31 protein-coding genes and 2 tRNA genes are annotated in these 26,129 nt (G+C 48.9%); 17 read left to right on the forward strand and 16 right to left on the reverse strand.

The genetic code is table 11. The annotated features are described in order from the left end of the window. Positions 1-24 precede the first annotated feature (24 nt). The 7 genes from sppA (at position 25) to OXN82_RS04925 (ending at position 6,074) form a co-directional block, all read left to right on the forward strand. Positions 25-888 (forward strand): signal peptide peptidase SppA, encoded by an 864-nt coding sequence (gene sppA, locus OXN82_RS04895; protein ID WP_321210867.1) that lies wholly within the window; start codon positions 25-27, stop codon positions 886-888. A 135-nt stretch (positions 889-1,023) separates the two neighbouring features. Beyond that, a complete protein-coding gene (locus OXN82_RS04900) occupies positions 1,024-1,281 on the forward strand; it encodes an MJ0307 family thioredoxin (protein ID WP_013296015.1) in 258 nt (85 codons plus the stop codon). A 38-nt stretch (positions 1,282-1,319) separates the two neighbouring features. Continuing rightward, complete coding sequence (cbiD, locus tag OXN82_RS04905; RefSeq protein WP_321210868.1) at positions 1,320-2,423, forward strand: cobalt-precorrin-5B (C(1))-methyltransferase CbiD; 1,104 nt, start codon at positions 1,320-1,322, stop codon at positions 2,421-2,423. Between the two features lie 63 nt (positions 2,424-2,486). Beyond that, a complete protein-coding gene (gene moaC / locus OXN82_RS04910) occupies positions 2,487-2,972 on the forward strand; it encodes a cyclic pyranopterin monophosphate synthase MoaC (protein ID WP_321210869.1) in 486 nt (161 codons plus the stop codon). Further along, positions 2,969-5,050, forward strand: a complete 2,082-nt coding sequence (locus OXN82_RS04915; RefSeq protein WP_321210870.1) for a DEAD/DEAH box helicase — start codon at positions 2,969-2,971, stop codon at positions 5,048-5,050. The genes moaC and OXN82_RS04915 overlap by 4 nt, the downstream gene beginning before the upstream one ends. Then, a complete protein-coding gene (locus OXN82_RS04920; protein WP_321210871.1) occupies positions 5,025-5,501 on the forward strand; it encodes a DUF2115 domain-containing protein in 477 nt (158 codons plus the stop codon). Before OXN82_RS04915 ends, OXN82_RS04920 begins: the two co-directional genes overlap by 26 nt. A 36-nt stretch (positions 5,502-5,537) precedes the next feature. Then, positions 5,538-6,074: a DUF2115 domain-containing protein gene (locus OXN82_RS04925; RefSeq protein ID WP_321210872.1), complete on the forward strand. Its 537-nt coding sequence runs from the start codon at positions 5,538-5,540 to the stop codon at positions 6,072-6,074. Here the strand turns inward: OXN82_RS04925 and OXN82_RS04930 are convergent. The 3 genes from OXN82_RS04930 to OXN82_RS04940 all read right to left on the reverse strand — a co-directional run bounded on the left by OXN82_RS04930 (position 6,065) and on the right by OXN82_RS04940 (position 7,238). Further along, entirely contained in the window at positions 6,065-6,547 is a 483-nt protein-coding gene (locus OXN82_RS04930) for a DUF308 domain-containing protein (RefSeq protein WP_321210873.1), read from the reverse strand. The genes OXN82_RS04925 and OXN82_RS04930 overlap by 10 nt on opposite strands. A gap of 113 nt (positions 6,548-6,660) precedes the next feature. Further along, entirely contained in the window at positions 6,661-6,960 is a 300-nt protein-coding gene (locus OXN82_RS04935; RefSeq protein WP_321210874.1) for a DUF2098 domain-containing protein, read from the reverse strand. 11 nt (positions 6,961-6,971) lie between these two features. Beyond that, positions 6,972-7,238 (reverse strand): PRC-barrel domain-containing protein, encoded by a 267-nt coding sequence (locus tag OXN82_RS04940; protein WP_321210875.1) that lies wholly within the window; start codon positions 7,236-7,238, stop codon positions 6,972-6,974. Between the two features lie 72 nt (positions 7,239-7,310). Between OXN82_RS04940 and OXN82_RS04945 the strand changes: the two genes are divergently transcribed. The 4 genes from OXN82_RS04945 (at position 7,311) to OXN82_RS04960 (ending at position 11,093) form a co-directional block, all read left to right on the forward strand. Beyond that, positions 7,311-8,336, forward strand: coding sequence for a M50 family metallopeptidase (locus tag OXN82_RS04945; RefSeq protein WP_321210876.1), 1,026 nt, complete (start codon positions 7,311-7,313; stop codon positions 8,334-8,336). A gap of 67 nt (positions 8,337-8,403) precedes the next feature. Then, a complete protein-coding gene (locus tag OXN82_RS04950) occupies positions 8,404-10,020 on the forward strand; it encodes a tRNA uridine(34) 5-carboxymethylaminomethyl modification radical SAM/GNAT enzyme Elp3 (RefSeq protein ID WP_321212156.1) in 1,617 nt (538 codons plus the stop codon). 1 nt (position 10,021) lies between these two features. Next, complete coding sequence (gene deoC, locus OXN82_RS04955; protein ID WP_321210877.1) at positions 10,022-10,687, forward strand: deoxyribose-phosphate aldolase; 666 nt, start codon at positions 10,022-10,024, stop codon at positions 10,685-10,687. Positions 10,688-10,739: 52 nt separating this feature from the next. Beyond that, positions 10,740-11,093 carry a cyclophilin-like fold protein gene (locus OXN82_RS04960; RefSeq protein WP_321210878.1) on the forward strand — a complete coding sequence of 118 codons (354 nt, stop codon included), beginning with the start codon at positions 10,740-10,742 and terminating at the stop codon, positions 11,091-11,093. 23 nt (positions 11,094-11,116) lie between these two features. Here the strand turns inward: OXN82_RS04960 and cofH are convergent, their stop codons facing one another. Continuing rightward, the gene (cofH, locus tag OXN82_RS04965; RefSeq protein WP_321210879.1) at positions 11,117-12,232 is read right to left on the reverse strand and encodes a 5-amino-6-(D-ribitylamino)uracil--L-tyrosine 4-hydroxyphenyl transferase CofH; all 1,116 of its coding nucleotides are present in this window, start codon (positions 12,230-12,232) and stop codon (positions 11,117-11,119) included. 152 nt (positions 12,233-12,384) lie between these two features. On the opposite strand from cofH, the gene hmtA1 reads away from it, so the two are divergent. Continuing rightward, complete coding sequence (hmtA1, locus tag OXN82_RS04970) at positions 12,385-12,591, forward strand: histone HmtA1 (RefSeq protein ID WP_013296030.1); 207 nt, start codon at positions 12,385-12,387, stop codon at positions 12,589-12,591. Positions 12,592-12,732: 141 nt separating this feature from the next. Next, positions 12,733-13,224: a rubrerythrin family protein gene (locus tag OXN82_RS04975; RefSeq protein ID WP_321210880.1), complete on the forward strand. Its 492-nt coding sequence runs from the start codon at positions 12,733-12,735 to the stop codon at positions 13,222-13,224. Positions 13,225-13,242: 18 nt separating this feature from the next. Here the strand turns inward: OXN82_RS04975 and OXN82_RS04980 are convergent, their stop codons facing one another. After that, positions 13,243-13,944 carry a sensor histidine kinase gene (locus tag OXN82_RS04980; RefSeq protein ID WP_321210881.1) on the reverse strand — a complete coding sequence of 234 codons (702 nt, stop codon included), beginning with the start codon at positions 13,942-13,944 and terminating at the stop codon, positions 13,243-13,245. Between the two features lie 23 nt (positions 13,945-13,967). Next, positions 13,968-15,074 carry a PAS domain S-box protein gene (locus tag OXN82_RS04985; RefSeq protein WP_321210882.1) on the reverse strand — a complete coding sequence of 369 codons (1,107 nt, stop codon included), beginning with the start codon at positions 15,072-15,074 and terminating at the stop codon, positions 13,968-13,970. 118 nt (positions 15,075-15,192) lie between these two features. On the opposite strand from OXN82_RS04985, the gene OXN82_RS04990 reads away from it, so the two are divergent. The 3 genes from OXN82_RS04990 to OXN82_RS05000 all read left to right on the forward strand — a co-directional run bounded on the left by OXN82_RS04990 (position 15,193) and on the right by OXN82_RS05000 (position 15,567). Beyond that, positions 15,193-15,441 (forward strand): hypothetical protein, encoded by a 249-nt coding sequence (locus OXN82_RS04990; RefSeq protein WP_321210883.1) that lies wholly within the window; start codon positions 15,193-15,195, stop codon positions 15,439-15,441. Continuing rightward, positions 15,419-15,490: transfer RNA gene (locus OXN82_RS04995), tRNA-Val, on the forward strand. Before OXN82_RS04990 ends, OXN82_RS04995 begins: the two co-directional genes overlap by 23 nt. Before the next feature lie 4 nt (positions 15,491-15,494). Then, positions 15,495-15,567: transfer RNA gene (locus tag OXN82_RS05000), tRNA-Phe, on the forward strand. 151 nt (positions 15,568-15,718) lie between these two features. Here the strand turns inward: OXN82_RS05000 and OXN82_RS05005 are convergent. Genes OXN82_RS05005 through tes form a run of 6 tightly spaced genes read right to left on the reverse strand, consistent with a single transcriptional unit; the run spans position 15,719 to position 21,388 of the window. Further along, positions 15,719-17,002, reverse strand: a complete 1,284-nt coding sequence (locus OXN82_RS05005; RefSeq protein ID WP_321210884.1) for a tRNA (N(6)-L-threonylcarbamoyladenosine(37)-C(2))-methylthiotransferase — start codon at positions 17,000-17,002, stop codon at positions 15,719-15,721. A 50-nt stretch (positions 17,003-17,052) separates the two neighbouring features. After that, positions 17,053-17,706, reverse strand: a complete 654-nt coding sequence (locus tag OXN82_RS05010; RefSeq protein ID WP_321210885.1) for a protein-L-isoaspartate O-methyltransferase — start codon at positions 17,704-17,706, stop codon at positions 17,053-17,055. 34 nt (positions 17,707-17,740) lie between these two features. Continuing rightward, positions 17,741-18,349 carry an HVO_0476 family zinc finger protein gene (locus tag OXN82_RS05015; protein ID WP_321210886.1) on the reverse strand — a complete coding sequence of 203 codons (609 nt, stop codon included), beginning with the start codon at positions 18,347-18,349 and terminating at the stop codon, positions 17,741-17,743. A 43-nt stretch (positions 18,350-18,392) separates the two neighbouring features. Next, positions 18,393-18,893 (reverse strand): homoaconitase small subunit, encoded by a 501-nt coding sequence (gene hacB / locus OXN82_RS05020; protein WP_321210887.1) that lies wholly within the window; start codon positions 18,891-18,893, stop codon positions 18,393-18,395. Between the two features lie 18 nt (positions 18,894-18,911). Continuing rightward, complete coding sequence (locus OXN82_RS05025) at positions 18,912-19,892, reverse strand: beta-ribofuranosylaminobenzene 5'-phosphate synthase (protein WP_321210888.1); 981 nt, start codon at positions 19,890-19,892, stop codon at positions 18,912-18,914. Between the two features lie 20 nt (positions 19,893-19,912). Beyond that, positions 19,913-21,388 (reverse strand): tetraether lipid synthase Tes, encoded by a 1,476-nt coding sequence (gene tes, locus OXN82_RS05030; RefSeq protein WP_321210889.1) that lies wholly within the window; start codon positions 21,386-21,388, stop codon positions 19,913-19,915. A gap of 164 nt (positions 21,389-21,552) precedes the next feature. Here tes and OXN82_RS05035 point away from each other — a divergent pair, with 164 nt between their 5' ends. Next, positions 21,553-22,068, forward strand: coding sequence for a CDP-2,3-bis-(O-geranylgeranyl)-sn-glycerol synthase (locus OXN82_RS05035; protein WP_321210890.1), 516 nt, complete (start codon positions 21,553-21,555; stop codon positions 22,066-22,068). Between the two features lie 62 nt (positions 22,069-22,130). Here OXN82_RS05035 and OXN82_RS05040 read toward each other — a convergent pair whose 3' ends face one another. Genes OXN82_RS05040 through OXN82_RS05055 form a run of 4 tightly spaced genes read right to left on the reverse strand, consistent with a single transcriptional unit; the run spans position 22,131 to position 26,127 of the window. Then, on the reverse strand, positions 22,131-22,805 hold the full coding sequence (locus OXN82_RS05040) for a hypothetical protein (protein WP_321210891.1): 675 nt from the start codon (positions 22,803-22,805) through the stop codon (positions 22,131-22,133). Positions 22,806-22,809: 4 nt separating this feature from the next. Further along, entirely contained in the window at positions 22,810-23,835 is a 1,026-nt protein-coding gene (locus tag OXN82_RS05045) for a hydantoinase/oxoprolinase family protein (RefSeq protein WP_321212157.1), read from the reverse strand. 19 nt (positions 23,836-23,854) lie between these two features. After that, complete coding sequence (locus OXN82_RS05050; RefSeq protein ID WP_321210892.1) at positions 23,855-24,835, reverse strand: ATP-grasp domain-containing protein; 981 nt, start codon at positions 24,833-24,835, stop codon at positions 23,855-23,857. After that, the gene (locus tag OXN82_RS05055) at positions 24,832-26,127 is read right to left on the reverse strand and encodes a nucleotide sugar dehydrogenase (RefSeq protein ID WP_321212158.1); all 1,296 of its coding nucleotides are present in this window, start codon (positions 26,125-26,127) and stop codon (positions 24,832-24,834) included. The genes OXN82_RS05050 and OXN82_RS05055 overlap by 4 nt, the downstream gene beginning before the upstream one ends. Positions 26,128-26,129 lie beyond the last annotated feature (2 nt).

Raw genomic sequence — 26,129 nt, forward strand, 5'->3', positions numbered from 1 at the left:
AGGTAACTCTGAAGGTCTGATATCATGGACAGAAACGGTAAGATAGTTGTTGGTTTAATTGTGGTTCTATCAATTGCAGGGCTGGTCATGTCAATTTCAGGGCTCATTGGAGGACCTGAGGGTACTGTGGCAATCATACCGGTTCACGGGGCCATAGCCTATGATTCAGCGGGGTTTTCTGATGCTGTAAGCCCTGATGACATAAAGAATCTTATCGAGGAGGCCAATAGTGATCCGTCAGTTAAGGCCATAGTCCTGGATATAAACAGTCCAGGAGGGACTCCAGTTGCGAGTGAGGAACTGATGGATGCCATAAAAAAATCTGAAAAACCTGTTGTAAGCTGGATAAGTGATTCAGGGACCTCAGGAGCATACCTTGCAGCCTCGGCATCTGACAGGATAGTTGCAAGTCCATCTGCATGGGTCGGAAGCATAGGTGTCATACTTGACCTCACAGACCTCTCTGAGATGTACAGACAGATGGGTATAAACAAGTATGCAATAAAGGCCGGGGAGTACAAGGATATGGGTGCTGATTACCGTATGATAACCGATGAGGAGAGGCAGATGCTCCAGTCAATGGTGAATGAGGAGTATGACTACTTCATAAGGACCGTTGCTGCCAACAGAAACCTCAGCGTATCATATGTGCGTGGCCTTGCAGAGGGAAGGATATTCACTGGAAGACAGGCCCTGAAGAACCGGCTTGTGGATTATACCGGTGGAAGGGACTATGCTGTTGATGTGGCGGCTAAACTTGCAGGTTTAAAGAACTATGACACCGTAACCCTTGAGCCGCCAGGTGGATTCGTGAAGATCCTCTCAAGCATGTTCTCAAAGCTTGGATCTGCAGGTTCAGCAAATACAACAGAACACCTCAAGATCTAAGAAAGAAAGGACAGTACTGGATCCTCAAGTTCAGCAATACAACAAAACAGCAAAAGATCTAAGAAAGAATAAAAGGATAAGTATTTATCCTAAAAGGAGTGAAGAATTATATATCATTCTCACGGAGGTTAGGAAATGGTTGTTAAGATAGAGGTTTTCACATCCCCAACCTGTCCCTACTGTCCAATGGCGATTGAGGTTGTTGATGAGGCCAAGAAGGAATTCGGGGACAAAATAGATGTTGAAAAAATTGACATAATGGTTGACCGGGAGAAGGCAATTGACTATGGTCTCATGGCAGTCCCTGCAATAGCTATAAACGGCGTTGTGAGGTTCGTTGGGGCCCCTGGTAGGGAGGAACTCTTCGAAGCCATAAGCGACGAAATAGAATAGATTACTTTTTCTTCATTAAATTTTAAAGGATTTTTCTGATGAAGGATGAGAGGGTATTCGGGATCACTACGGGGACAGCTGCCACTGCAGCGGCCCTCGCATCACTTCTATGTTTAAGGGGTCGTGTGGTTAAAAGAGTAAATGTTGAAACCCCTTCAGGAAAAATCGATGTGGACGTTGATTCTGTTGAAAGGATCTCCCAGGACACGGCAAGGGCCAGTGTAATAAAGAGGCCCTACGGAGACCCTGATGTTACAGTGAACATCAGCATCATGGCAGAGGTTCAGATCACAGGAACATCTGGAGTCTTAATCAGGGGCGGTGAGGGTGTCGGTACCGTGACAAAACCGGGTCTCCAGGTCCCCCCGGGTGAGGCTGCAATAAACCCAGTCCCCAGGAGAATGATAGAGGATAATCTGAGGAGATACCTCAAGAATGGCGAGGGGGCGATTGTCACGGTTTCGGTTCCCGAGGGGGAGAAAATCGCATCAAAAACCATGAACCCCCGCCTCGGGATTGAAGGAGGTATCTCCATCCTGGGGACAAGTGGCATTGCAAGACCCATGTCCTCCTCAGCCTACAGGAGATCCCTTGCATGTCAGATTGACATTGCAGTCGCCCGTGGATTCAGGGAACTCGTATTCGTCCCTGGTAACATAGGGGAAAGGTTTGCCAGGGAATACTTCAACCGGATTGAGGAGGAACGGATAATACAGATGGCCAACTTCCCGGGCTACATGCTGGGTGAGGCCGCCAAAAAGGGTGTGAAGAGGATCATACTGATGGGCCATGCAGGTAAACTCATAAAGCTCTCTGCGGGGATATTCCAGACAAAGAACTCCATTGCAGATGCCCGTCGCGAGATAATGACAGCACATGCCGCCATCAGCGGTGCAGCGCCAGAGGTTACAGAAAGGATCTTCAACCTTGCAACCGTTGAGGAGATGATCGGTGAACTCGAAAGGGTGGGATTGAGGGAGGATGTATTCAACAGCATCAGCAAATCAATAAGGGAGAGGTGTTCTGAAAGGTTCCCATTTGAAACCGACGTTTTGATCTTCAGCCTGGATGGTAGAATACTCAACTCCAGCTTTAAAACCGCACCTGCCCACAGATTCAGGGACGGCGATCATAATCGTTAGATACCTTCAATAATAGTGATACGATTAGATGTAGACTTTTATCAACTGATGGTAGTGGTTCGCATGAAAGGATTTACCCACACAGATGGAAAATCTGTACGTATGGTTGATGTGGGCTCGAAGGCGGTTGTCAGAAGGACGGCGACCGCTGAAGGTCACATATCACTCACAGAGGACACCCTGAAATTGATCAGGGAAAAAAGGATTGAGAAGGGGAACGTTCTTGCAACGGCCCAGATAGCAGCCATAGCTGCGGTTAAACGGACCTGGGACCTCATACCCCTCTGTCACCCGCTTCCTGTAACAGGGGTTGATGTTGAATTCGATGTAATGGAGGGCGGGATCACCGCCAGGGTAACTGTAAGGTGCGATGGAAAAACAGGTGTTGAAATGGAGGCCCTCACAGGGGTTTCTGTGGCGCTCCTCACAATCTGGGACATGGTCAAAAGTGTTGAGAAGGACGAGCATGGACAGTACCCTGAAACTGCAATCAGTAATATCAGAGTCCTTAAAAAGGAGAAGGCAGAACTGGAAGAAGTGGTTGAATGAAATTTCTGATGCCCGAAATAAGAAAGATCATCACCGACTGCTACCCATATATAAAATCCCTGAACCCAGCCCAGATGAGTGCTGTTGAGGCCGGTTACCTGGAATCAGATGAAAATTTCATCATAGCCATACCAACGGCCAGTGGAAAGACCCTCCTGGGAGTTCTGGCTGCCATTCAAGCCATAATGGACGGTGGGCGGGTTATCTACACCGTACCACTCATATCAATACAGAACGAAAAGGTAAAGGAGTTCAGGGAGCTTGAAAAGCACGGTATAAGTGTGGGTAAGGATCCCCGAACCTCTGACCTGGCGGTGATGGTCTTCGAATCCTTTGATAGCCTCACCCGATTCTCATGGAACACCCTGAGGGAGATTGACCTTCTCATAGTGGACGAGTTCCATATGATCGGGGAGTACAGCAGGGGCCCTGTAATAGAATCCGCCATCACAAGGGCCAGAAAACTGAATCCAACGATGCGCATTGTGGCCCTCTCAGCAACCCTCTCAAATATGGATGAAATAGGGGAGTGGCTAGGTGCCAGAATCGTTGAACACGACTACAGGCCGGTACCCCTCCACCGGGAGGTGCTTGACACCGAGATGTTCGGGGCCCGGGACAAGAATCAGGTTGTCCTGAAGATCCTTGAAAGGTCCATCAGTGAGGACAGCCAGACCCTGGCATTCGTATCCACAAGGAGGTTCACAGAATCCCTTGCATCCTACCTTGCAGATAGGATCAAAAAGAAGATCCCGGGGGACCTGCTGGAGAGATTCGATGAGGTGGCAGAGAGGATACTTGATGTGCCGAGGTCCAGCGGCTCACCCCCAACATCCACCTGCCTGAAACTTGCAGACTGCATCAGGGCTGGTGTTGCATTCCACCATGCGGGCCTCTTCAACAGGCAGAGAGAAATAATAGAGGACGAATTCAGGAGGGGAAACATCCTCATGATCACAGCAACCCCCAGCCTCATGTACGGGGTGAACCTCCCCTCAAGGACCGTTGTGATAAGGGACTACACTAGGTGGACAGGGCAGGGCCCCCAGAGGATCCCTGTATTTGATTATGAGCAGATGTCAGGGAGGGCCGGGAGACCACTCTATGATGATATCGGCTACTCCTACCTCATAGCAAAGAGCCATGACGAGGCCATGGAACTCGAGGAGTACTATGTGAATGGTGAGGTGGAGAGGACCAACTCGAGGCTCATGGAGAACCGGGATGCCCTCTACAGGCAGATAATCGCACAGGTCGCCTCAGGACTTGCATCCACAACTGAAGATCTTCTTGAATTCTTCAGGGAAAGCTTCTACGGCTATCAGATGAGTGAGGGTCCATTCAGCAATGCATTCGGCCTGGACAGTATTCAGTATGAAATAGAAACCGCCACAGAGTTTTTAATGAAGAACAGGATCATATATCCTGGTCCCAGTGGCTTATCAGCGACAGAATTCGGGCTTTTGATTGCAAAATCCAGTTACTCTGTTGAAACAGCCATAAAACTCCACCAGTTCGCATCTGAGATGGATGAACTCGACATCTACCGCCTCATCTACGAGCTGGCAGGGACCCCCGACATTCCACTCATACCGTTCAAGGGGCGGAAGAGCCGTGACCCGGTACGTGAGAGGCTCATGGAACATGGAATATTTGTCATGGATGCAGGTAACAGCGAGGCAACAGCAGCAGCCCTCATTGAGTGGATAAATGAGAGGACGGAGTATGAGATTGAGAACGCCTTCAATGTCTATGCTGCATCAACAAGAAGGACCGCATACGAGGCATCAAGGCTCGTTAAGTTCTTCAAGAGGATCTGTGAAATCCAGGGTGTGTATGGTTACGCAGGGAAACTTGATGTTCTGGCTGCAAGACTCTACTATGGAGTCAGGGATGACATCATTCCACTGGTGGTTGGTGTAAGGGGCCTTGGACGTGTCAGGGCCCGTAAGATTGTTGAAACCTTTGGGGAGGACCTCAGACATGTGCGGAAGGATGAACTCAAACGTATCGATGGTATCGGGGAAAAACTCGCCGAGGCCATTAGAGGATATGCTGAGAGATCCTGCCAGTCTTAAAACCATTTTAAGGGATTGCGCAGCGTCCATCAGCATATTTGACATCATGAGGATCCGTGAATTCATTGAGAGGGAATGCGCCCACGTCCCCAGAGGGTACAGGGAGGCCTATATAAAAACCTATACTGGAATTGCTGTTGAAGCTGTTCTTGCTCTTAAAGGTGGTGTGGGGGATATCACTGCAGATAGAAAAAGCCTTCTGAGGACACTGAAAAGACTATATGATACCTCCAGCCCCCTTATTGTGGTTTTAACCGTTATTTACAGGAATTTTATCCTTTCAGAACCCCTCCACCCTGTGGGGACTCCTTTTCCCGGTGGATACTCAGTCACAGAGGAACATGGGACATACTACTGCCCTGTGAAGGATAAGCAGAAGGATAATCCATCAGCGCTGTGTGATATCTGCATTGCAGAGCAGACCCCCATGACTCAGGAAGATGACTTCTGATCGTGAGAACATGTGAAAACCTAAAGGAGGACCTCAATGATCCGGGCGGATGAGATTCCAGAGAAACTGACAAAAATGGAGCTCCTTGAGATGGTTAAAAAGGAGGCCTCGTCGGTACATATAAAGGATGTGATGGACGCATCGGTTTACCTGAGGGAGGATGCCAGATACATGCCACCAAGGGAGCAGAAGGAGTTCATTGAAAGGTTCACCAGGGCCTTCTTCAACAGGATAAGGGATATAAAGAATGATAAAAACATCTACCCCGGAGAGGTTGACACTGAAAAACTGGCTGAATTCATAGGGTTCCTTGATGAACAGTTAAGGCGTGCCAGGTCACGGCCTGAAAGGTGTTTCCAGAGGATCGCCCGTATAATAACCATCTACGTAACCTTTGTGAGGGAGGAACCAGTCCACCCCGTTGGAACCCGCTTCCCCGGAGGCTTGAGGGTTAGAAGGGTGGGTGATGTCTTCTACTGCCCTGTGAAGGACAGGCAGATCAGCACCCCCACCGCCCTCTGCCGTTTCTGTGTGAGCAGGCAGGACCCTGATGTTCCAGGCGGTCATTCATAGAGAAGAAGACCGATGCCATCAATGACCAGTGAAAGACCAATCAGCCAGGCAAGGAAAACAGGGTTTCTTACGAATACTCCCAGAATGATGTAAAGGACTCCCAGAACCACCACTGATAGACCTGCAACCATTCCTGCTCTGTGTTCCCTGGAGAATAAACTTGCAACACCTGCGATTATGAGGATTATACCTGTGAGGTATATCCAGAATGCCGCAAGGAAACTGAATAGTGTCACGTTACCTGCAAGGGCAGCTGCAAGTATCACACCAAGTATTCCCAGCACAACATAAAGCACACCTGCCCCCTTGCTAACCTTCCATGCGTTCACGCCAAGAAGGAACAGCCAGAGCGCCAGAAAGAGAACCGCAACACCTGTGAGGACACTCAGTGTGAATATTGAAAACACCGGAAAGATTATCACAAGAATACCCAGAATCAGTGTTAAAAGACCTGGAAGTTTTGTCTCAGCCACAATTTCACCCCCTTTAAATTTTTTTATTCTAAACATATATGAATTTAATATACCTGTTTGTATTCAGATATAAATTTCAATATAAATTCGCCAAAAAAGGATTTGGTGGAGGTTCATCCCCCTCCATCACAGACCTCTGAACCCATATCAATGTCTTCAAAGTCCTCTTTCATCCTCTTAAGCTTTTCAACGGTATCAGTTTTTCTTCCTTTTCCAGATCCCCTCTTAAGCTGGGATCTGTCGATTAACTCCAGGTAATTCGCGTTGTACCATAAATCAGAATCTTCAAGGCGGACCCAACCATCACCATCTTCAACCTTGATGGCTGAGATCTCACCCGTCGTTCCGGTACCTGTGTAACGGACAGCCATACCAACCGTCAGTACATTCCCGTTTAAGTCCTTAACCTCCATTGTATCCACCATCATTCAGGGGAAACTTCATTTGACTCATCTTCAGGAGCCTCTTCCGCCTCATCAGCGGCTATTTTAAGTACCACATAGTCTCCAACCCTGCTCACGTTGTCCATGCCAACAATGAATGTCCTCTGTTTAAGGGACAGCTCCCCCTTGGATATTGTAATGGAATTCACAACACCCTTTTCAGGGTCCAGTTCAAGGTCAGAGACCTTCCCTATCTCCATCGCATTCTTATCCAGCACCTTACGACCCAGGAACTCCGTTACCTTCATTTTAACACCACTAAAATCTATGTACCTCATGGTATAAAAAATGATTTATTCATAGCACTCCAATATAATAGCATGGCTGCCGTGAAGATATTCCGGGTTCTTGGAATACCCGTTGAACTCGACATCTCATTCCTCATTCTGATGGTATTCATATACCTCCTCACCTACCTGGGTTTCCTATCACTCAACCTTGCTGTGCTCATAACCCTCGTCTTCGTGGTGGTGGTGATACATGAACTGGCCCACTCCTATGTCGCCCTCAGGTTCGGTGTGAAGATAAGGAGCATACTTCTCCTTCCCATAGGTGGGGTTTCAAGGATGGAGGAGATACCAAAGGTGCCAAGGCAGGAGTTCCTCATATCCATCGCCGGGCCCCTCACCAACATCATAATGGCCATGTTAACAGCGGTACCCCTCCTCCTGAACCTCACTGGACCCATCAGGCCATTCCTTGGAGATTTTCTGGTCGTGAATCTGGTCCTGGCACTCTTCAATCTTATACCCGCCTTTCCAATGGATGGTGGGAGGATACTGAGGGCCATACTCGCTGAACGTGTGAGTTACCTGAGGGCAACCAGAATAGCGGCGAACCTTGGTAAGACCATCGCCGCAATGATGGCTGTCACCGGCCTCTTCTATAACCTCTTCCTGATACTGATAGGACTCTTTATCTACATAGGTGCGGAGCAGGAGTACCAGTCAACCCTAATATCCTCGCTTCTTGAGGGCGTGACGGTGGGGGACGTGATGACCCCGGATCCTGTAACACTCAGACCCGATATGACGGTGGGGGAGGCCCTTGATGTCATGTTCAGAAAGAAGCACATGGGTTACCCTGTAACCACCGGGAATGAACTTGCAGGAATAGTGACATTCCATGACATATCAGAGGCTGCCAGAGATGTGATGGTGGGAGATGTGATGACCACGGAGGTTGTGACTGCCACAGAGGACGAGGAACTCACCTCCGTCCTTGAAAAAATGAACCGCCACCAGCTTGGAAGGCTCCCTGTGATGGGTGACGGTAAACTGAAGGGTATAATTTCAAGGACAGATATAATAAGGACGCTGAATCTTATGAGAAAGGGAATTGAATGAAAAATGCATATTAAGGACGCTGAATCGAATGAAAACATATCTACAGTGAACCTTTACGGTGAAGATAATGAGGGAAGCTTGTCGCCGGATAATCGATGATATAATATCAGGTGAAATAAAAACAAGGAAGGACCTTGAAAGGGCTAAACACAGGGTTTGCCGTGACTTTGGACTTGAAAAATTCATGAGTAACTCAGAAATCCTTGAACATGCTACTCCAGAAGAAAAGAAATTGATCGAAAATCTCCTGAGGAAAAAACCCACCAGGACAATATCAGGTGTTGCCGTTGTGGCAGTCATGTGTCACCCACATGAATGCCCCCACGGAAGGTGCCTGTACTGCCCTGAAAGTGAAAAGGCACCCCCCAGCTACACAGGAGAGGAACCAGCCGCCCTGAGGGCCAGAATGTACGATTTCCACCCCTACAGGCAGGTCTACAATCGCCTTGAGCAGCTCCACAGCATAGGCCACCCTGTTGACAAGGTGGAACTCATAGTCATGGGGGGCACCTTCCCGTCCCACAGCCTCTGCTACCAGGAATGGTTCATATCCAGTTGCCTTGAGGCCATGGTGGACTTTGGAGCTAGACTGAGTGGTGTCAAGGTGGATATGCCCAATCACCACGGTTATGTGAAGGTGGATGACGCCCAGCGGTTCAACGAGACATCGCCGGTTCGTTGCGTTGGGATGACATTTGAGACAAGGCCAGACTACTGCCGGGAGGAGGACGTTGACAGAATGCTCAACCTTGGGGTTACAAGGGTTGAGCTTGGTGTACAGACCATCTACAACTACATCTACCAGCGCATCAGGAGGGGCCACAGCATAGGGGACGTTATAGAGTCCAACAGGATACTTCGGGACTCGGGGATAAAGGTTGCGATGCACCTCATGCCCGGCCTCTTCTCAGACTTTGACCGGGACCTCCGGATATTCAGGAGGATATTCCAGGACCCATCCTTCAGACCTGACATGCTGAAGATATACCCCTGCCTTGTTACCAGGGGCAGCGAACTCTACAGCCTCTGGGAGAGGGGCCTCTATAAACCATACTCCACAGAGGAGGCCGTTGATCTAATCGTCGAGATAAAGAAGATGATGCCCCCCTGGGTGAGGACCATGAGGATACAGAGGGATATACCCTCCCAGCTTATAGTTGATGGTGTCAGAAAGTCCAACCTGGGTGAACTGGTCTACAGGCGCCTTGAGGAGGAGGGTGTCCGATGCAGGTGCATAAGGTGCCGTGAGGTTGGCCATATGAGCCGCAGGGGTGTGAGTGTCAATGAGGATGCAGTTACAGTGATGGTTGAGGAGTACGATGCCACAGGCGGCAGGGAGTTCTTCATCTCAGCCGAGGACCCTGAAAATGATGTCCTCATCGGATTCCTGAGGCTAAGGTTCCCATCAGAAAATGCCCACCGCCCTGAAATAGATGATAAGACCGCCCTTGTGAGGGAACTCCATGTCTACGGTTCAATGATACCCATAGGTGAGCGTCGCGATACCGTTGGACAGCACAGGGGCTACGGTGAGGAGCTACTAAGCCGTGCAGAGGCAATAGCATACGATGGGGGGATGGAGAAAATTATGGTCACAAGCGGGATAGGGGCCCGTGAATACTACAGCAAATTTGGCTACAGAAGGGAGGGCCCCTACATGTCAAAAGAACTCCAGGAGGGTTAAAATGAAGGTTGAAACAGCAGAGGAACTTGCATCACTCATAGACCATACAAACGTAAGGGCAGATGCAACGGTTGCTGATATCGAGAAACTTTGCAGGGAGGCCATTGAGTATGGGTTCAGGTGCGCGGTTGTCACCCCAACCAATGTCAGGCTGGCATCTGAACTCCTGAGGGACAGTGATGTCATGGTCTGCTCTGTTATAGGATTTCCGGCAGGTGTTAACACGCCGGCGGTTAAGGCCTTCGAGGCATCAGAGGCCGTGGATAACGGTGCAGAGGAGGTTGACATGGTAATGAACATAGGGGCACTGAAGTCAGGGCTGAGGGAACTTGTCTATGAGGATATAAGTGGAGTCGTTGATGCCGCAGGCGTCCCTGTCAAGGTTATACTGGAGACAGCCTACCTCACAGACGAGGAGAAGGTGGAGGCATGCCTCATAAGTAAGGATGCTGGTGCCGCATTTGTTAAAACATCTACAGCCTATGGTGGGCTTTCAGGTGCCACAGTGGAGGACGTGAAACTCATGCGTGAGACTGTGGGTGATGAGATGGGTGTTAAGGCAGCCGGCGGTATAAGGGATGCTGAAACAGCCCTTGCAATGATAGAGGCCGGTGCAGACAGGATTGGAACATCAACCGGGGTCCAGATCATGGAGGGGTGGAAGTAGGAGAAAAAGATCGTTTTTCGATCCCGAAAACATTCTCAGAAGGTGATCTGACATGAGGATAAGGATAACCGTAGAGGGGAAGGGTTACGCTGAGGCCGAATTTGATGAGAGAAACCCTGAATCTGCAGAGAGGATCTATGAGAGCCTTCCGCTTGAGGGCCGGGCTCTCCTGTGGATGGAGGAGGTCTACTTTGACATACCAGTCACCCTTGACTATGAGAACCCCTCTGATACCGCCGGTCCGGGGGACATATCCTACTGGCCGCCGGGGTACGCCCTCTGCATATTCTTCGGGTCAACACAGCCCTACTCCCCGGTGAATCATATAGGGAGGGTGACCAGAAACCTTGACCTTTTCTTCAGTGTTGATGAGGGCGACAGGATAATAATAGAAAGAATGGACTAACAAAAAATCAGCGGCCGGAAACGCTAAACGTCCTCTATTTCCCTGTAAAGCGTATCCCTGCTTGCTGGAATCCTTCCCAGGTCCCTCACAACCCTTATTATTTCTTCGGGTTCCGTTCTAACACCATGTGAGGCGCCCGCGGACCTTGATATGTTCTCCTCACCCAGTGTACCCCCAAGGTCGTTGGCCCCTGACATGAGGGCAACCTGTGCAAACTTAAAGCCCAGTTTAACCCATGAGGCCTGTATGTTCCTGATAAGGCCCCTGAACATCAGCCTTGAAACCGCGTAGACCTTGAGGTCATCTGCACCGGTTGCGCCTGCAGCCGCCTTTCCCTCACGGTATATGGGGGCCCTTGGATGCATGAATGGTAATGGGACAAACTCTGTGAATCCCCCTGTTCTCTCCTGAATCTGCCGCAGTATGTCCATGTGTTCAACCCTGTGCTCGGGTCCATCGATGTGACCGTACATCATGGTGCAGGTTGTTGGTATCCCAACCCTGTGTGCTGTCTCTATAACCTCAACCCACTCCCCGGTACTCAGCTTTGTAGGGCATATAACGGCCCTTATATCATCATTGAGTATCTCTGCCGCCGTACCGGGCATTGAACCAAGACCAGCCCTTTTAAGTATCTTGAGGGCCTCCTCAATGGATAGCTCCGCATTACGAGCACCATAGTAAACCTCCATTGGGGAGAATGAGTGGAGGTGCACATGGGGTAGCTCTGATTTTATGGTCCTCACAAGATCCTCATAGAAGTAGGTGTCAAGGCCCGGGTAGAGGCCTCCCTGTATGCAGAGTTCACGGGCACCGTTTTCCACGGCCTTGCGGGCAATTTCAAGGATCCTTTCAGTTTCAAGATAATATGCGTCCCCATCCAGATCATCCCTCTTAAAGGCACAGAACCCGCACTGTCCCGAGCATATATTGGTGAAGTTGATGTTCCAGTTCTCAATGTAGGTTACCCTGTCACCCGCCTCGGACTCCCTGACAGTGTCCGCGGCTATTAAAAGGGCCTGGAGGTCCCTTCCCTTCACATTCATTAAGTAGAGGGCCTCCTCATTGTTGATTGGCTCGTCCATTGCCTTTTCAAGTATTTTTTCTGTGCGGGTTTTGATGTCCATGGTGCCAAACATGCGATTTAGTATCTGGTTCTCCAAGTTTAAAATTTTTGGTTTTGGTGAAATCCATATCCATTTACCCCCATGGGCCCTATGTGGTCCATTAACCCGGCAGAACCAATAAATTTAAATATTAGAGATTACCAGCTTAATTTGGAGGTGAAATTATGGCTGAATTACCAATCGCACCAGTAGGTAGAATAATAAAAAATGCCGGTGCCCAGAGAATAAGTGATGATGCAAAAGAGGCTTTAGCAAAGGCCCTCGAAGACATGGGTGAGGAAATCTCACGCAAAGCCGTTGAACTTGCAAAACACGCCGGCAGAAAAACTGTTAAAGCCACAGACATTGAAATGGCCGCTAAACAGTTATAGGTAGACCCGATAATTCTACCTATTTATTTTTTCAGGGACCAGGTGCCCCCTACCAGATTTAAGCTGTTATGATTCTGTACTGGTTCATGTTTTTTCTTTATAAGCTCAGACTAACATAATAATAAGATGAGGTGATTTTTGATGTCAACAATGGATAACCTGAAGGAAGCATTTGCCGGGGAGTCACAGGCAAACAGAAAGTACCTTGCATTCGCAAGGAAGGCTGATGAGGAGGGTTACCACCAGGTTGCAAAGCTCTTCCGTGCCGCAGCAGCGGCAGAGACAGTCCACGCAATGAACCACCTTGAGGCCATGGAGGCCATCAACAGCACAGAGGAGAACCTAAGGGAGGCAATAGCCGGAGAAACCGCGGAATTCAAGGAGATGTACCCTGGATTCATAGAGGAAGCAGAAGCAGAGGGTGAAGAACAGGCGCGCTGGAGCTTTGACGTTGCAAATAAGGTTGAGAAGATCCACGCTGAACTCTACCAGAATGCCCTCGATAACCTTGGAAGGAACGTTGAGGTGGACTACTACGTCTGCAACTGGTGCGGTAACACCGTTGAGGGTGAGGCACCCGAAAGGTGCGCCATCTGCGGGGCCCCCAAGAAGGAGTTCAGAAAGATAGAATAATTTTCTATCACCTTACTTCTATTTTTCATCAATAACGCCCTTCTCTGTGAAGGTTATCCTGAATGTTGTACCCCCATCTGAAATCATCTCTGCAGTCCCGTCAATCTGGTCGGTGAGGTTCCTTACAAGCTGGAGGCCAAGGGATGGACTGCTCTCCCAGTCAAGATCCGGTGGAAATCCGACCCCATCATCACTAACCTCAATCAGAACGTGTTTATTGCTTCTTTTAACCGAAACAGACACAGTACCTTCACCATCAGGGAAGGCATGCTTCACAGCATTTGTTAAAAGTTCATTGACGATGAGGCCAACGGGTATGGCGGTCTCCACGTCAACTTTCAGTTCATCCACATCCATATTCAGCCTTATCCTGGAATCTGCAGAGTAACTTCTGAACACCTCAGATGCGAGTGTCCTTACGTATTCACCCATATCAATGTTCTTGAGATCCTCTGAACGGTAAAGCCTTTCATGGATCAGGGCCATGGACCTTGCCCTGTTTTCACTCTCCCTGAAGAGGTCCAGGGTCTCTTCATCCTTGGCCTTCCTTGACTGGAGGCTGAGGAGGCTTGAGATTATCATCAGGTTGTTCTTGACCCGGTGGTGTATCTCCTTGAGGAGGAGTTCCTTCTCCTCGAGGGACTTTTCAAGCATCCTCTGTGTCCTCTTGAGGTCTGAGATGTCATGGAGGACCACCAGGGCACAGTCCCTCCCCTCCACATGTACAAGCTTATTGTATATCCTTACGGTGTACTTCCTCCCAAGTGGGTTATGTCCCTTGAAACCGATACAACCACATTTCTACCGCCAATTTCAATAAGGCGGGAGTTCACCTCAACCGGGATCCGGCGGCCGTCCTTTGATATGTAGGTTCTCTCAAACCTTGCGGCCCTACTTTCAAGGAGTGTCCTCATATTATCTGAGATCTCCTCCTCTGTGGGTCCAAGGTCCATGGGGGTCATGTTGAGGAGTTCATCCCTTGAGTAGCCCAGTTTCTCCACAGCGGTCCTGTTCACCTCAATGTAGTTACCTGGCAGACCATTATCCCTTAACTCAACGATGGTTATTATATCATCAACCCCATTGAAAACCGCCCTGAATTTCTTTTCACTTTCCTTCAATGCCTCTTCAGCCTTTTTTCTCTCTGAAATGTCCCTTATAACCGCTGTTACAAAGTTTTCCCCCAGGTAATGCCATCCTGTAATGGATATATCCACAGGAACCCTTTTTCCATCCTTTCTGAGTGCCTCTACATCTGTGATCATCAGAGAAATGTCACTATTTATATCCTGAAAGTTGTGCATGTCCCGGTTTTGCTCTGAGATTATTTTATTGATTTGTTTTCCCTTCATCTCATCTGCAGTGTACCCAAAGATCTTCTCAGCCCCGTGGTTCCATGAAACCACCCTTCCCCGCTCATCAGCGGTTATAATTGCATCCCTTGCTGTCTCCACTATTGTCCTGTATTTCTCCTCGGTCTCACGGACAACCTCCTCTGATTCTTCGATGGACTCTGCCAGGAGTACTGTCATGAGGTTAACAAAGAGCATCACTGAAACCCTCAGAAGGTCCTCATAGAAACCTGAAAGAGATGCCATGATGTTTGTTACAATAAGCACCGTGCCAAGTAATGCCGTTACAAGAAATGACTTTCTCTTAAACCAGAGGGCTGCAAGGACTATTGGTATGTAAAAGATATGTGTGAATACAACCTCAACCCTGAGAAAGATGTGGAAATAGACCGTTGCAGCAACACAGAGAGCTGTGAGTGATGCTACAATAGCCAGCCGGGTTCTTCTATCCCGGTAGTACTGTATCTTCTCAGTAGCAGTAAGAGTCCTATTAACCAATGCCCCCACCCTATCAATAAACCTTGTGTATCTATGTAAAACCATCAATCCCATGATGGTTTCACATTCAGTTATTATTTAAGTTATCAGATTCACTAAAAAGTTTTCCATGAATAGTATGTATGAAGTATTAGAAATACATTTATGGTATATAATAATTGAAAACTTTGTGCTGGAACTCCTGAAACCCCTGATTTTTAACCATTATCATGCCGATGGGGTTTCATTGGGCGTTTCAGGTTCATGGTGCCACCCCATGCCTGTAAGGAGGCTTTTATTCCAGAATCCCCAACCCAGAATGGAAAAGGTTATATATGACTACTTCCATACTTTAGAAGGAACATGGGCCGGTGGTCTAGGGGTATGATACCTCCCTGACACGGAGGTGATCACGAGTTCGAATCTCGTCCGGCCCACTATGCCGTGGTAGTTCAGTTGGGAGAACGCCAGACTGAAGATCTGGATGTCGCTGGTTCAAGTCCGGCCCACGGCACTTATAACCACCTCTTTATCCAGAAACTAATTATATAGTTATTTTTAAGGACATTAAAACATGAGACAAGTCTTAACCTATTTACTTGGTTTTAAAGACCTGCAAACACTCAAGTCAGTTAAGAAATAAAATAAAACCTTACTGGAGGCTATTACTCTTCTGATTCTGCTATAAGGTATGTTCCTGTGGCCCTCTTGATCCTCACACTCCTGAAGGATCCCACCTCGCCATCATGTGTGACAACAGGTATGTATGAGTCTGTTCTGCCTATGAAGCCGCCCTTCCTTCCCCTCTCAACTATGAGGATGTTCTGGGTGGTTCCAACAAGCCTCTTATTTTCCTCCTCTGTGATCCTCCCCTTGAGTTCCTCAACGGCCTTTGATCGCCTCCGCAGTTCCCTGAAGTCTATCTCATCAAGGGAGGATGAGAGGGCGCGTGGCCTGTGTCTGTACTTTGAGAGGTGTATGAAGCCGGGTCTCACCTCCTCAAGGAGCCTGCAGGTGTCAAGGAAGTCATCCTCGCCCTCAGTGGGGTAGCCAACGATTATATCGGTTGCAATGGAGATTTCAGGAATCCTTGACCTGAACCTGTCAACTATCATCCTGAAATCATCCACAGTGTGCCCCCTCCCCATATCCCTGAGTACACGGTCACTTCCACTCTGAACAGGGAGGTGGAGGAAACTGTACACCTTCTCTGATCTGAATGCCTCAACAAGACCATCAAGGTCCCTGAGGACACTCGCAGGGTGCATCATGCCAACACGCACCCTGAAATCACCGGGTATTTCAGTTATTTCCATTATGAGGTCAGAAAGTCTCTCACCTGTATCAGAACCGTATGCTGCAGTATCCTGTGCCGTAAGCTGGATCTCCCTGCACCCAGCCTCAATGGCCTCCCTGGCCTCCTGGACGATGATATCTGATGGGTAACTCTGTATACTCCCCCTTGCAAAGCGTGTGCAGCAGTAGCTGCAGCTTCCACTGCATCCCTCACATATCTGTATGATGTGTATCAGGGGGTTCGACCTCACCCTGGGGACCCCCACCTTCAAATCAGATGTGAAACCGGTTATCCGTTTAACATGACCCTGGTAGGTGGCACGCACAACCTCCGCCGTTCTCATGAGCTGGTGGGGTCCAAGCCATGAGGCATCACCTGATATGGATTCAAGTTTCTGTGGGTCTATTTCAACCATGCACCCGGCAACGATGAGGCCCTTATCAGGGTACATCTCCCTGATCCTCTTTATCCTGTTTATAACCTTGTGCTCAGTGGGATGCTTAACATAGCATGTGTTAAGAATTATCACATCCGCCTCATCAATCCCTGTAAGGAGAGCCCCTGCCTCACTCAGGACGCCCGCCATGATCTCTGAGTCTGCCTGGTTGAATGTGCATCCAAACGTCTCTATGTAAACCCTGATATTGTCCATTAGGAATCCCCTTTAAAAGTCATCTGTAAAATTCCCGCCTAAATACGGGTTCAGTGGAATTTCCAGCCATGTTTACCTATCAATGGAACAAATGCAACTCCCCCCAGGTTCCTGGACCTGTAATCCCCAGAGGAGAGCCTCTCAACAAGAACAAGTTCCTGGTAGAATTTATCAGAACCAACAGGTATTAAAAGTTTTCCCCCAACTTCCAGCTGTTCCCTGAGGGGGTCAGGTATGTGGGGTGCTGCCGCGGTCACATAGATCCTGCTGTAGGGGGCCTCAGGAGGGTACCCCCTACTTCCATCCCCATGTATAACCGTGATGTTATCGTATCCCAGGGCCTCAAGTTTTTGCCTTGCCCTCTCATATAATGAATGTATCCTTTCAACGGTGTAGAGGTGCCCCTCCCTCCCTATTATCTCTGCTATGACCGCCGCATTGTAACCGCAGCCGGTTCCAACCTCAAGGACCTTCATTCCCCTCTCAAGGTCCAGTAGCTCGGCAATCATGGCGACCATGTGGGGTGCGGATATGGTCTGTCCCTCACCTATCGGGAGGGGCATGTCAAGGTAGGCCCTGTGCCTTTCATCTTCGGGGACGAACTCATCCCTTGGAACCTTCTCCATCGCCCTTCTCACGGACTCAGATTTTATGTAGCCCTTATCTATGAGGTCCTGGACCATTCTAAGTCTTTCATTCATCATTGGACCACTAAAAACGATTATGTTCTGCCAGATATCACACGATCATGTCTGTGAGGTCCTGTCTGAACCTGAGGTTTACAGGATAACCATACACCCTCTTAATCCTCCGGGCCGGTACGGAGCCCCTCCTTATCATGCCATCCTCTGTCTTTATGCTCCTGATCTTGAAGACGTGCTCATCTATCTTCATGACATCCCCCACCCGAAACTCAAAGTCCCTGTCCACCTCAACCTTCCTTGAGTAGACCTCACCATGGAGGTCCACGGATATACCAACACGGGCGGGGGCCTCGAGTGAAACAGCCCAGAGAGTCTTAACATCAGCGGCAGTGGCTTTATCAACCCTCTTGCCGCTCTTAAGTTCCAGTGATGTTATTTCAACGAGTTTTCCTGATACGGTGATTGCATCGCCTGTTGATACCTCCTCATTGGGGTATAGATCCACCTCATCCCTGTAGGAGCTTCCATGCTCACTTATTATTATCCTGTGGCTTTCGGGCTTTTCAATCACAAGGCTATCCCTGAAGACCGTCCCGCATTCCTCACATTCAAGTACAAGGTGCTTGACCTTCCTTGATCTGGACTCGTCTGTTCTGCTCTTTAAAACCCTGAATGCCTTTGACCCGCAAATCGGACACTGCATCTATTACCCCTCATACACTTTCCTGTGAATTTAAATGTTTCTCCTATCCTGAACCTTCCTTCAGCGTCCTGATGTAGTGGTTTACAAGGCCGCCGTCCTGGAGTATCGATAGCATGTAGTCGTTGAAGGGCTTCATCTCATACCTCTTTCCAGAGGTGAGGTTCTCAATGAAACCACCCTTGAGATCAACAGAGATTTCATCCCCGTCCGCCGCATCCACACGAGCCATTATAACGGGAAACCCAATGTTTATGGCGTTCCTGTAGAATATCCTGGCAAAGGATTCTGCAATGATCGCGGCGACACCTGCATGTTTAAGGGCCAGCGGGGCCTGTTCCCTCGATGATCCGCATCCGAAGTTGCGCCCGGCCACTATTATGTCGCCCCTCTTAACCTCAGAGGCAAACTCTGACCTTGCACCCTCCATTACATGGGATGCGAGTTCATCAAGGCTGAAGGTCCGCAGGTAACGACCTGGTATGATCATGTCAGTATCTATGTTATCACCGAATCTCCATACTCTTCCCCTTATAACTTCTTCCATCCATATTCCCTCCTGCACTCAGTATCTGATCACAGAGGCCCCCCTGTTACGGCCGCCTGTTGCAAAGGCCTGACCTGAATCCATTATCTCCAGAACCGCATCCACCATATCATTAGCTTTCCCATCTGTGACTGCGTATACTGCGGGACCAAATGAACTCATGCCCGCCCCCGCGGCCCCTGCAGACAACATAGCATCTATTAATCTGTCAATCAGTGGGTCCTGAAGATCCCTTTCAACCTTCTTGAATCCTATCTTCTGTATTTCATTAACAGATTCCCCAAAGGCCTCAATGTCCCCTTCAATGACTGAGGGCATCATCTTCATGAGAATTATGTGTGATAGCCTTTCAACCTCCCTGAGGGGGATGGGGCAGTATTCCTGGAATATGTTAACCTCCTTTTTCCCTGAAACGGATCTCTCAATGTGGGGTATGGCAACCACGATATTCCAGCCCTCAGGAAAATCATATCTTGCAATAACCGGTGGTGGAGAGGCATGTGAGGCAGATGACGGCAGGAAGTCAGACTTTTCACGGGTGCTGTGTCCTGCATCCACTATGAATCCTCCCTTTTCAAAGGAGGCGACACCTATACCTGATGTTCCACCCCTACCAACAATCGCTGCCAGTTCCCTTGCCCTTATACTGACGCCGTGGTACTCTGCGATGAGCTTTGCGGCTGCAAGGGATATCTGGGTTCCCGATCCCAGACCCGAGTGGGCCGGGAACATGCTTTCAACCTTGAAGGCAAATTTTTCATCACTGCCAATGTAACTGAGGGTTCTCTCTGCAGCCGCTGTTATCTTTGAAACATATTCCTCCCTGAGTGAGCTCTCCACTTCACCAGTGAACTCCACAGTGATTTCATCTGAGGCCTTGAGGCCCATGATGAGTTCAGGCTCCCTGAGGGTGATTCCCACCCCTCCATCGAGGCGGCCCCTCCTCCCATTGAGGTCTATGAGGGTGAGGTGTAACCGGGACGGTGTGTTGATGATCAATTCAATTACCACTCCTTCGATTATCCTTTTAGAGGTTTTGAGAACTGTTTTTCAACCTCTGCCCTGTGTATTGAGTTCATGGTACAGAATGGGACTATGCGCCCATCAGGCAGGGCGTAGTGTATGACGCACCTTCTAACCCTCTCAATATCAAAGTTCCATGGGTCCATGAAGTGCATACATGATACCAAGAGCGTGTTGTAGTGGAACTCTCCCAGGGCACTGTATGATCTCTCCCTGAATACTGATGTGAGTATGCTCTTTATATCAACAGACTCCGGCGCCTTTGATTTGTCAAGGGTTTTTGGAAGTTCTATTGTTGATTTTGCGATCAATTTGGCCTTTGCTGCTATTCCACCCTTCTCAAGTTCCTCCCGGCCCTTATCGAGTATCTCAAAGAACCTGTCAACATCGATGAACCTTGTTATTGGGATTATTTTTCCGTCCTCTATGAATATGTATGTGGCTGTACCGCAGTGCTGGTGGCATGTGAATGTAACCTGGGGTTCGCCCTCAATGGCCGCAACGAAGTCGGATATTGGGCGGACAGATGATGCCGGGTAGAAGTCGTCCACCGCTATCTCTGAACCTGTCTGTTCCTCCACGAGTTTCTGGAAGTCGGGTATTGTTATGCGCTGCTCCTCAACCCTGTCGGCCGGGGTTCTTCCTGCAAAGGACACCGGCTGGAAGTTAACGCCCCTTATTATATCAATGTTTTCAATGGCAAACCTTATTATGTCCCCCACCTGGCTGTCGTTGAGGCCCCTGACGAGTGTGGGGACCAGTACTATTCCAAGACCTGCCTTTCTGCAGTTTTCTATTGCCTGTAATTTCAGTGGCAGCAGATTTTTACCCCTGGATACAAGGTAGGGTTCCTCTGTGACCCCATCGAACTGGAGGTAAACCGTGTTGAGCCCTGCTTCCCTGAGTTCCGCTGCGAGTTCAGGTTTCCGCGCAAGTCTCACTCCATTTGTGGCTATCTGAACATGGGTGAAGCCCTCCTCCCTTGCGAGTTTAACGAGCTCCACTATATCCTTCCTCACAGTGGGCTCACCACCCGCGTACTGAATGGCTGGGGTGGGTACGGGTCTGTTTCTGCGGAGATTTCTTAGCATCTCCCTTATCTCTTCATAGGTCGGCTCATAAAGGTACTTTGAAACGGCAGCATTGGCAAAACAGATGGGACATTTAAGATTGCATCGATTAGTAACATCAATAAGACCAAGAACAGTGTGGCTCTCATGTTCGGGGCAGAGACCACAGTCAAGTGGGCATCCCTTCAGGGGATCCGTCTGCGGGTTCAGTAGCCCCTCACCTTCCTCATCATAATCTTCTGCCTTATGGTAGACCTCGGAATTGCTCCAGTAAACACCCTCAAAGTTTCCGTGCTCCGGGCATTCCTTCCTTATTAGAACCCTGCCCTCGTCCTCAAAGACCTCTGCATCGACGGGTCTGAGGCACTCAGGGCAGAGACTCCTTGTTCTCTTTATTACCACAACAGTCACCTGTTTAATTTGAATATTAAAATCATTGAATCAGTTCACTGGCAAATGTTATATACTTGATGTATGAAATTACAAACCCATGCATCCTCTTCTTGGAGCCTGAACTGACAGGTTCTTACGGTATCTCAAATTAAATAATTTTGCGAGGTGTACACGTGAATACCGATATTATCAATATTATAGATGTTCTCTATGTAATATACTTTATGTTACCTGCCTACATGGCAAATATAAGTGGTCTCGTATTTGGTGGGGGCAGACCCCTTGACATGGGTATCACCCTCCGTGATGGCAGGCGCCTCATAGGGGACGGGGTAACCTGGCGTGGCACCGCGGCTGGTACCCTTATTGGACTGCTTGTGGGATTAATTCAGGGTCTTCTTTCAGGTTCAGTTATAATTGGAGCAATAACAGGTATTTTACTTGGATTCGGAGCCCTTATGGGAGATGCTGCGGGTAGTTTCATAAAAAGAAGGCTCAAAATAGATAGGGGTAGGCCTGCGCCCATCCTTGATCAGCTTGACTTCGTTGTCGGGGCCCTGATACTGGTATCTCCCCTGAGGGTACTGCCAGTTGATTACATCATCCTTATAATGCTCATCACACTGGTCCTTCATCTTTCAGCAAACATCATAGCATACCTCATCGGTATGAAGGATGTCTGGTACTGATAATTGGAACAACTGCCCCCAAAAAAGTTTAAGGGTCATGAAAAATGACCCCCACCATTTAATTAAGATAGAACAGAACTGCTTGCCCTCAAAAGTTTAAGGGTCATGAAAAATACTTCATATGCTGATGACCACTCAGGGACCTCATAGACAAGTGTGGGGTAACCTGCGGCAGCAAGTGGTCTTGAGAAGAGTCTTGCAGATGAACTCCTGTACCTTGCTTTTCCTGAGACCGGGTAGTAATTGAAGCCTTCCTTCCTTAGGCTTTCAGCGATCCTCACTGAGGGTTCATCCATCTGTGGTGTTGCAACATAGAATCCTTCCCCATAGCCCGGTGCATGGGCATGGGCGATTATCACAAGGTCATAATCAGATTTCATTACATCAGAGAGGATGTAGGTGGCTGCAAGGCCCTCACCACTGGCCCTGCCCCTGCTGTAATCCATTGGACTGTCCTCAACATTTATACTGTAAAGTGCAACCTCCACAGGGAGAAGTGCGAATGCCCTGCTGGCCCACTGGACTGGCGCAACTGAAACCTCCTCCCGCGGATGTATCCCTGTTACAACGGCCACCTTTATGTTCCGCTCCCCGTAATGTGCATAGACATCCTTTGTAACATATCCCCTGGAATCCGAGCCGATGGTTGAATGGTCAGATAGGTTCATGATTACAAGGGGGGTTACAATGAGGAGGAGAATCCCGGCAATTAAAATCCTTGATTTCAATTCAACCATCCGTCTATATGTTCTGGAGGTAATCTTCCATCAGGAGTGCTGTGCCGACTGCAGGGGCCACTACACACTCCTCCTCTGTCAGGAATTCGTCCATGGTTCTGCATTTGAGGTCAAGAATCTCCGCGGCCCTTTTTGCAAGAACATTCATTCCAAGGCCAGTGGCGATCACCTCATCAAGGTTCTCGCGCTCTGAAACCTCTGCGATTCCCTCTGCTATCTTGAGTATCTGCTGGTGGTAGATGTACTCTGACACCTCAAGTATATCCTCTGGTTCAAGGAGTTCCAGATCTGCGCATAGGACGCGGGCTATCCTGAGCATGCAATCTTCAATGGATCTCCCCGAACCATCAGGTGTGCTGCAGGTGTAGTCGGATTCCCTGATATTGCCGAGTACCCTGTGAACATCGGCCGTTATTGCAAAAAGTTCAGATGAAACCCTGAACCATTTATCATGCAGGGGAACCCTGTCGACTATCGTTGCCACATTGGTTCTCAGTGTACCCGTGTAGACAAGTTCACCAGTTGACAGTCTTTCAAGGTCATTCCTTCCCCTTGCAGCCTCGAATCCGTCCTTCACAGGTATTATGTCCGTTGTTGTGCTTCCCACGTCCACCATTATGCAGTCGCTGCTCATTGCAGAGGCTATCTGTGAGGTGGCAACCCAGTTGGCTGCAGCCACATCCATGGGGTCCCTGACCGCCTCGGAGGCATCCACCATACCAGAGAGGCTCACGTATGCCACTGGAATATCAAATGCGCTCTGGACACTTTCAACTATGTCAATAACTCCCTCTGCCTTGCTTGGGTAGGCGTCCACCAGTTCCGCTGTCATGCACACGCCAACGCCATCAAGATCATCAAGATCATCCCCTGCAAGCTCAATCAGGGTCTCTGAAAGTTCATCACGTTTAAGCCACATGGGGAGGTACCTGAAGTCCACACGGACTTTCTTCATTTCACCATCGGCTCCAAACTCTATTAATGCCATGTCAGTGTTTGCTCCTCCAATATCAAATCCTGCGATCTTCATCAAGGTCAACTCCATACTCTTAATTCCCGGCTTCAGCTCCCCTGCGGATATCCACAACCATGCCGCTGGAACCTTTTCTGAAGTATGCTGTCCCATTAAATTTAATACGCTCTGGAAGTTCACCCATAACAGATTGAAGGACCATATGGCCCAGGTTTCCCTCTGAAATCCTTCTGAGTCCTATGTAGGGTGTCGTGATCCTGGAGTTTATTTCAACAACATAGGGTTTATCTGCAAGTATCATGTCCACACCAACATAGCCCCTCAAACCCTCAATGGATTCCACAGCCCTTCTGGCAACCCTGAAGGCCTCATCCCTCATCCTGTGATTCACAGGGGTGACGCCCCCATTATACTCCAGTGAATCCCCCCTTATGAGGATATTCTGCCTGTTGAGGCTCAGTGGAAGTGCTCTTTTTCCATCAGAGAGCAGGCTCACGCTGACGCTCTCACCCTCAACAAATTCCTGTATTATCATATTCTCAGGGATTTCATGGAGGTTCTCCGGCTCAAGTATCCTTATACCCTGGCAGGCAACACCGTCTGCGGGTTTTATGAGAACCCTTGATGGTAGTTCTTCAAGATCATCACGTTCATAGGTCCTTATGAGGGGAACCACGCCCCTGAGGGCCCTGTAGGTCATCCTCTTATCTGAGCATATGCGGACCGCCTCACTGCCTGAGCCGATAAGAAGTACTCCTGAGTCCTCAACCAGTTCTGTGAGTTTATAGAGTTCCATATCCTCCTCTGCTGCGATGAATATGCAGGCGTCAAATCTATGGAGGTTTGCTCTGAGCCATTTCCTGAGGGAACCTGTGATGATTGTTGGCCTGCAGTTGGACTGGATTTCAATATCAGCGAACTTCTCAGAGAGAAGAAAGTCAATTTCAAGGTTACTGAAGTCAGCAAGAAGAGCCTCAAGCATTGAACGGCCCTCAAGGAATATCTCGGGATCTTCAATCCCTGAGGCAGTTGCATATTCAAATATTAGAAGTTTCAAGGGCGCCCCACACCCCGGAATACTATGCCATGTTCTCTGAATTCTTCAGGATCCAGAACAGGTCTGGTGCAGATGAATATCCCACCAACTATCATCTCAGGGGTTATTTCAAGATATTCAGAATGATCCGTCATGAGAACCACACAGTCAGATTCAAGTGCCTCTTCAAGTGAGACAGGTTCAACACCCATTTTCTTTATCAGCACAGGGTCAACATGGGGGTCGTTGACAACGACCTCAGCCCCCTCTGATATGAGTGCTGCCACAAGGGGCCTTGTTGGTGTCTCCCTTGCATCTGCAACATCACCCTTATAGGCCACTCCAAGAACACCCACCCGTGACCCTGCAAGGTCCCGGCCAGCTGATTCAAGTGCATCCCTTATGATGTTAAGGACATGGAAGGGCATTGATTCATTGACCTCCCTGGCCGTCCTTATGAGTCTTGCTGGTACACCATGTTTCTCTGCCATCTCAACTATGAAGTAGGGGTCTATCGACAGGCAGTGGCCCCCAACACCGGGTCCTGGTGTGTGGAGGTTCACCCTGGGGTGGTGGTTTGCTGCCTCTATGGCCTTTATGGCGTCTATGCCAAGTGACTCGCATATAACTGCAAGTTCATTGGCGAGGGCTATGTTGGTATCCCTGTAGGTGTTCTCCATGAGCTTAACCATTTCTGCTGTTATGATGTCATCCACAACTATTACCTCGCCCCTTGTGACCTTACCGTAAAGTTGAGCTGCCATCTCTGCACTTTTCCCATCTATGCCCCCTATGACCCTTGCATTGTTCTGCATCTCATGGAGTGTGTTGTTTGGAAGGGCCCTTTCAGGTGTGTATGCAAGCCCAAAGTCCCCTGACGCGCGTAAACCTGTTTTTTCAAGTATTGGAAGCACCACGTTCTCGCAGGCCCCTGGAGGTACGGTGCTCTCTATAATCACAAGGTCGCCCTTCTTAAGACCCTCTGAGATGGTCTCTGTCGCGGATATCACAGCAGAAAGGTCAGACGTGTTGTCGCTGTTAACAGGTGTCGGTACCACCACAACCATCACGTTTGATTCCTCTGCAGCGCTAACACCATCGACTGTTGCCCTCAGTTTACCTTTCCCAACAACCTCAGCAACGAGTTCGTCAAGACCCGGTTCAGGGACAGGTGATTTTCCTATGTTGACCTTTTCCACCGTTTCTGTGCTTATGTCAACCCCTGTAACATCAAATCCTGCCCTGGCAAAAAGTGCTGCTGTTGGAAGACCTATGTGTCCAAGGCCAAATACTGCTATCCTGTAATCGTCCATGT

Source organism: Methanothermobacter sp. DP, from assembly GCF_026692625.1.
Classification (GTDB): domain Archaea; phylum Methanobacteriota; class Methanobacteria; order Methanobacteriales; family Methanothermobacteraceae; genus Methanothermobacter; species Methanothermobacter marburgensis.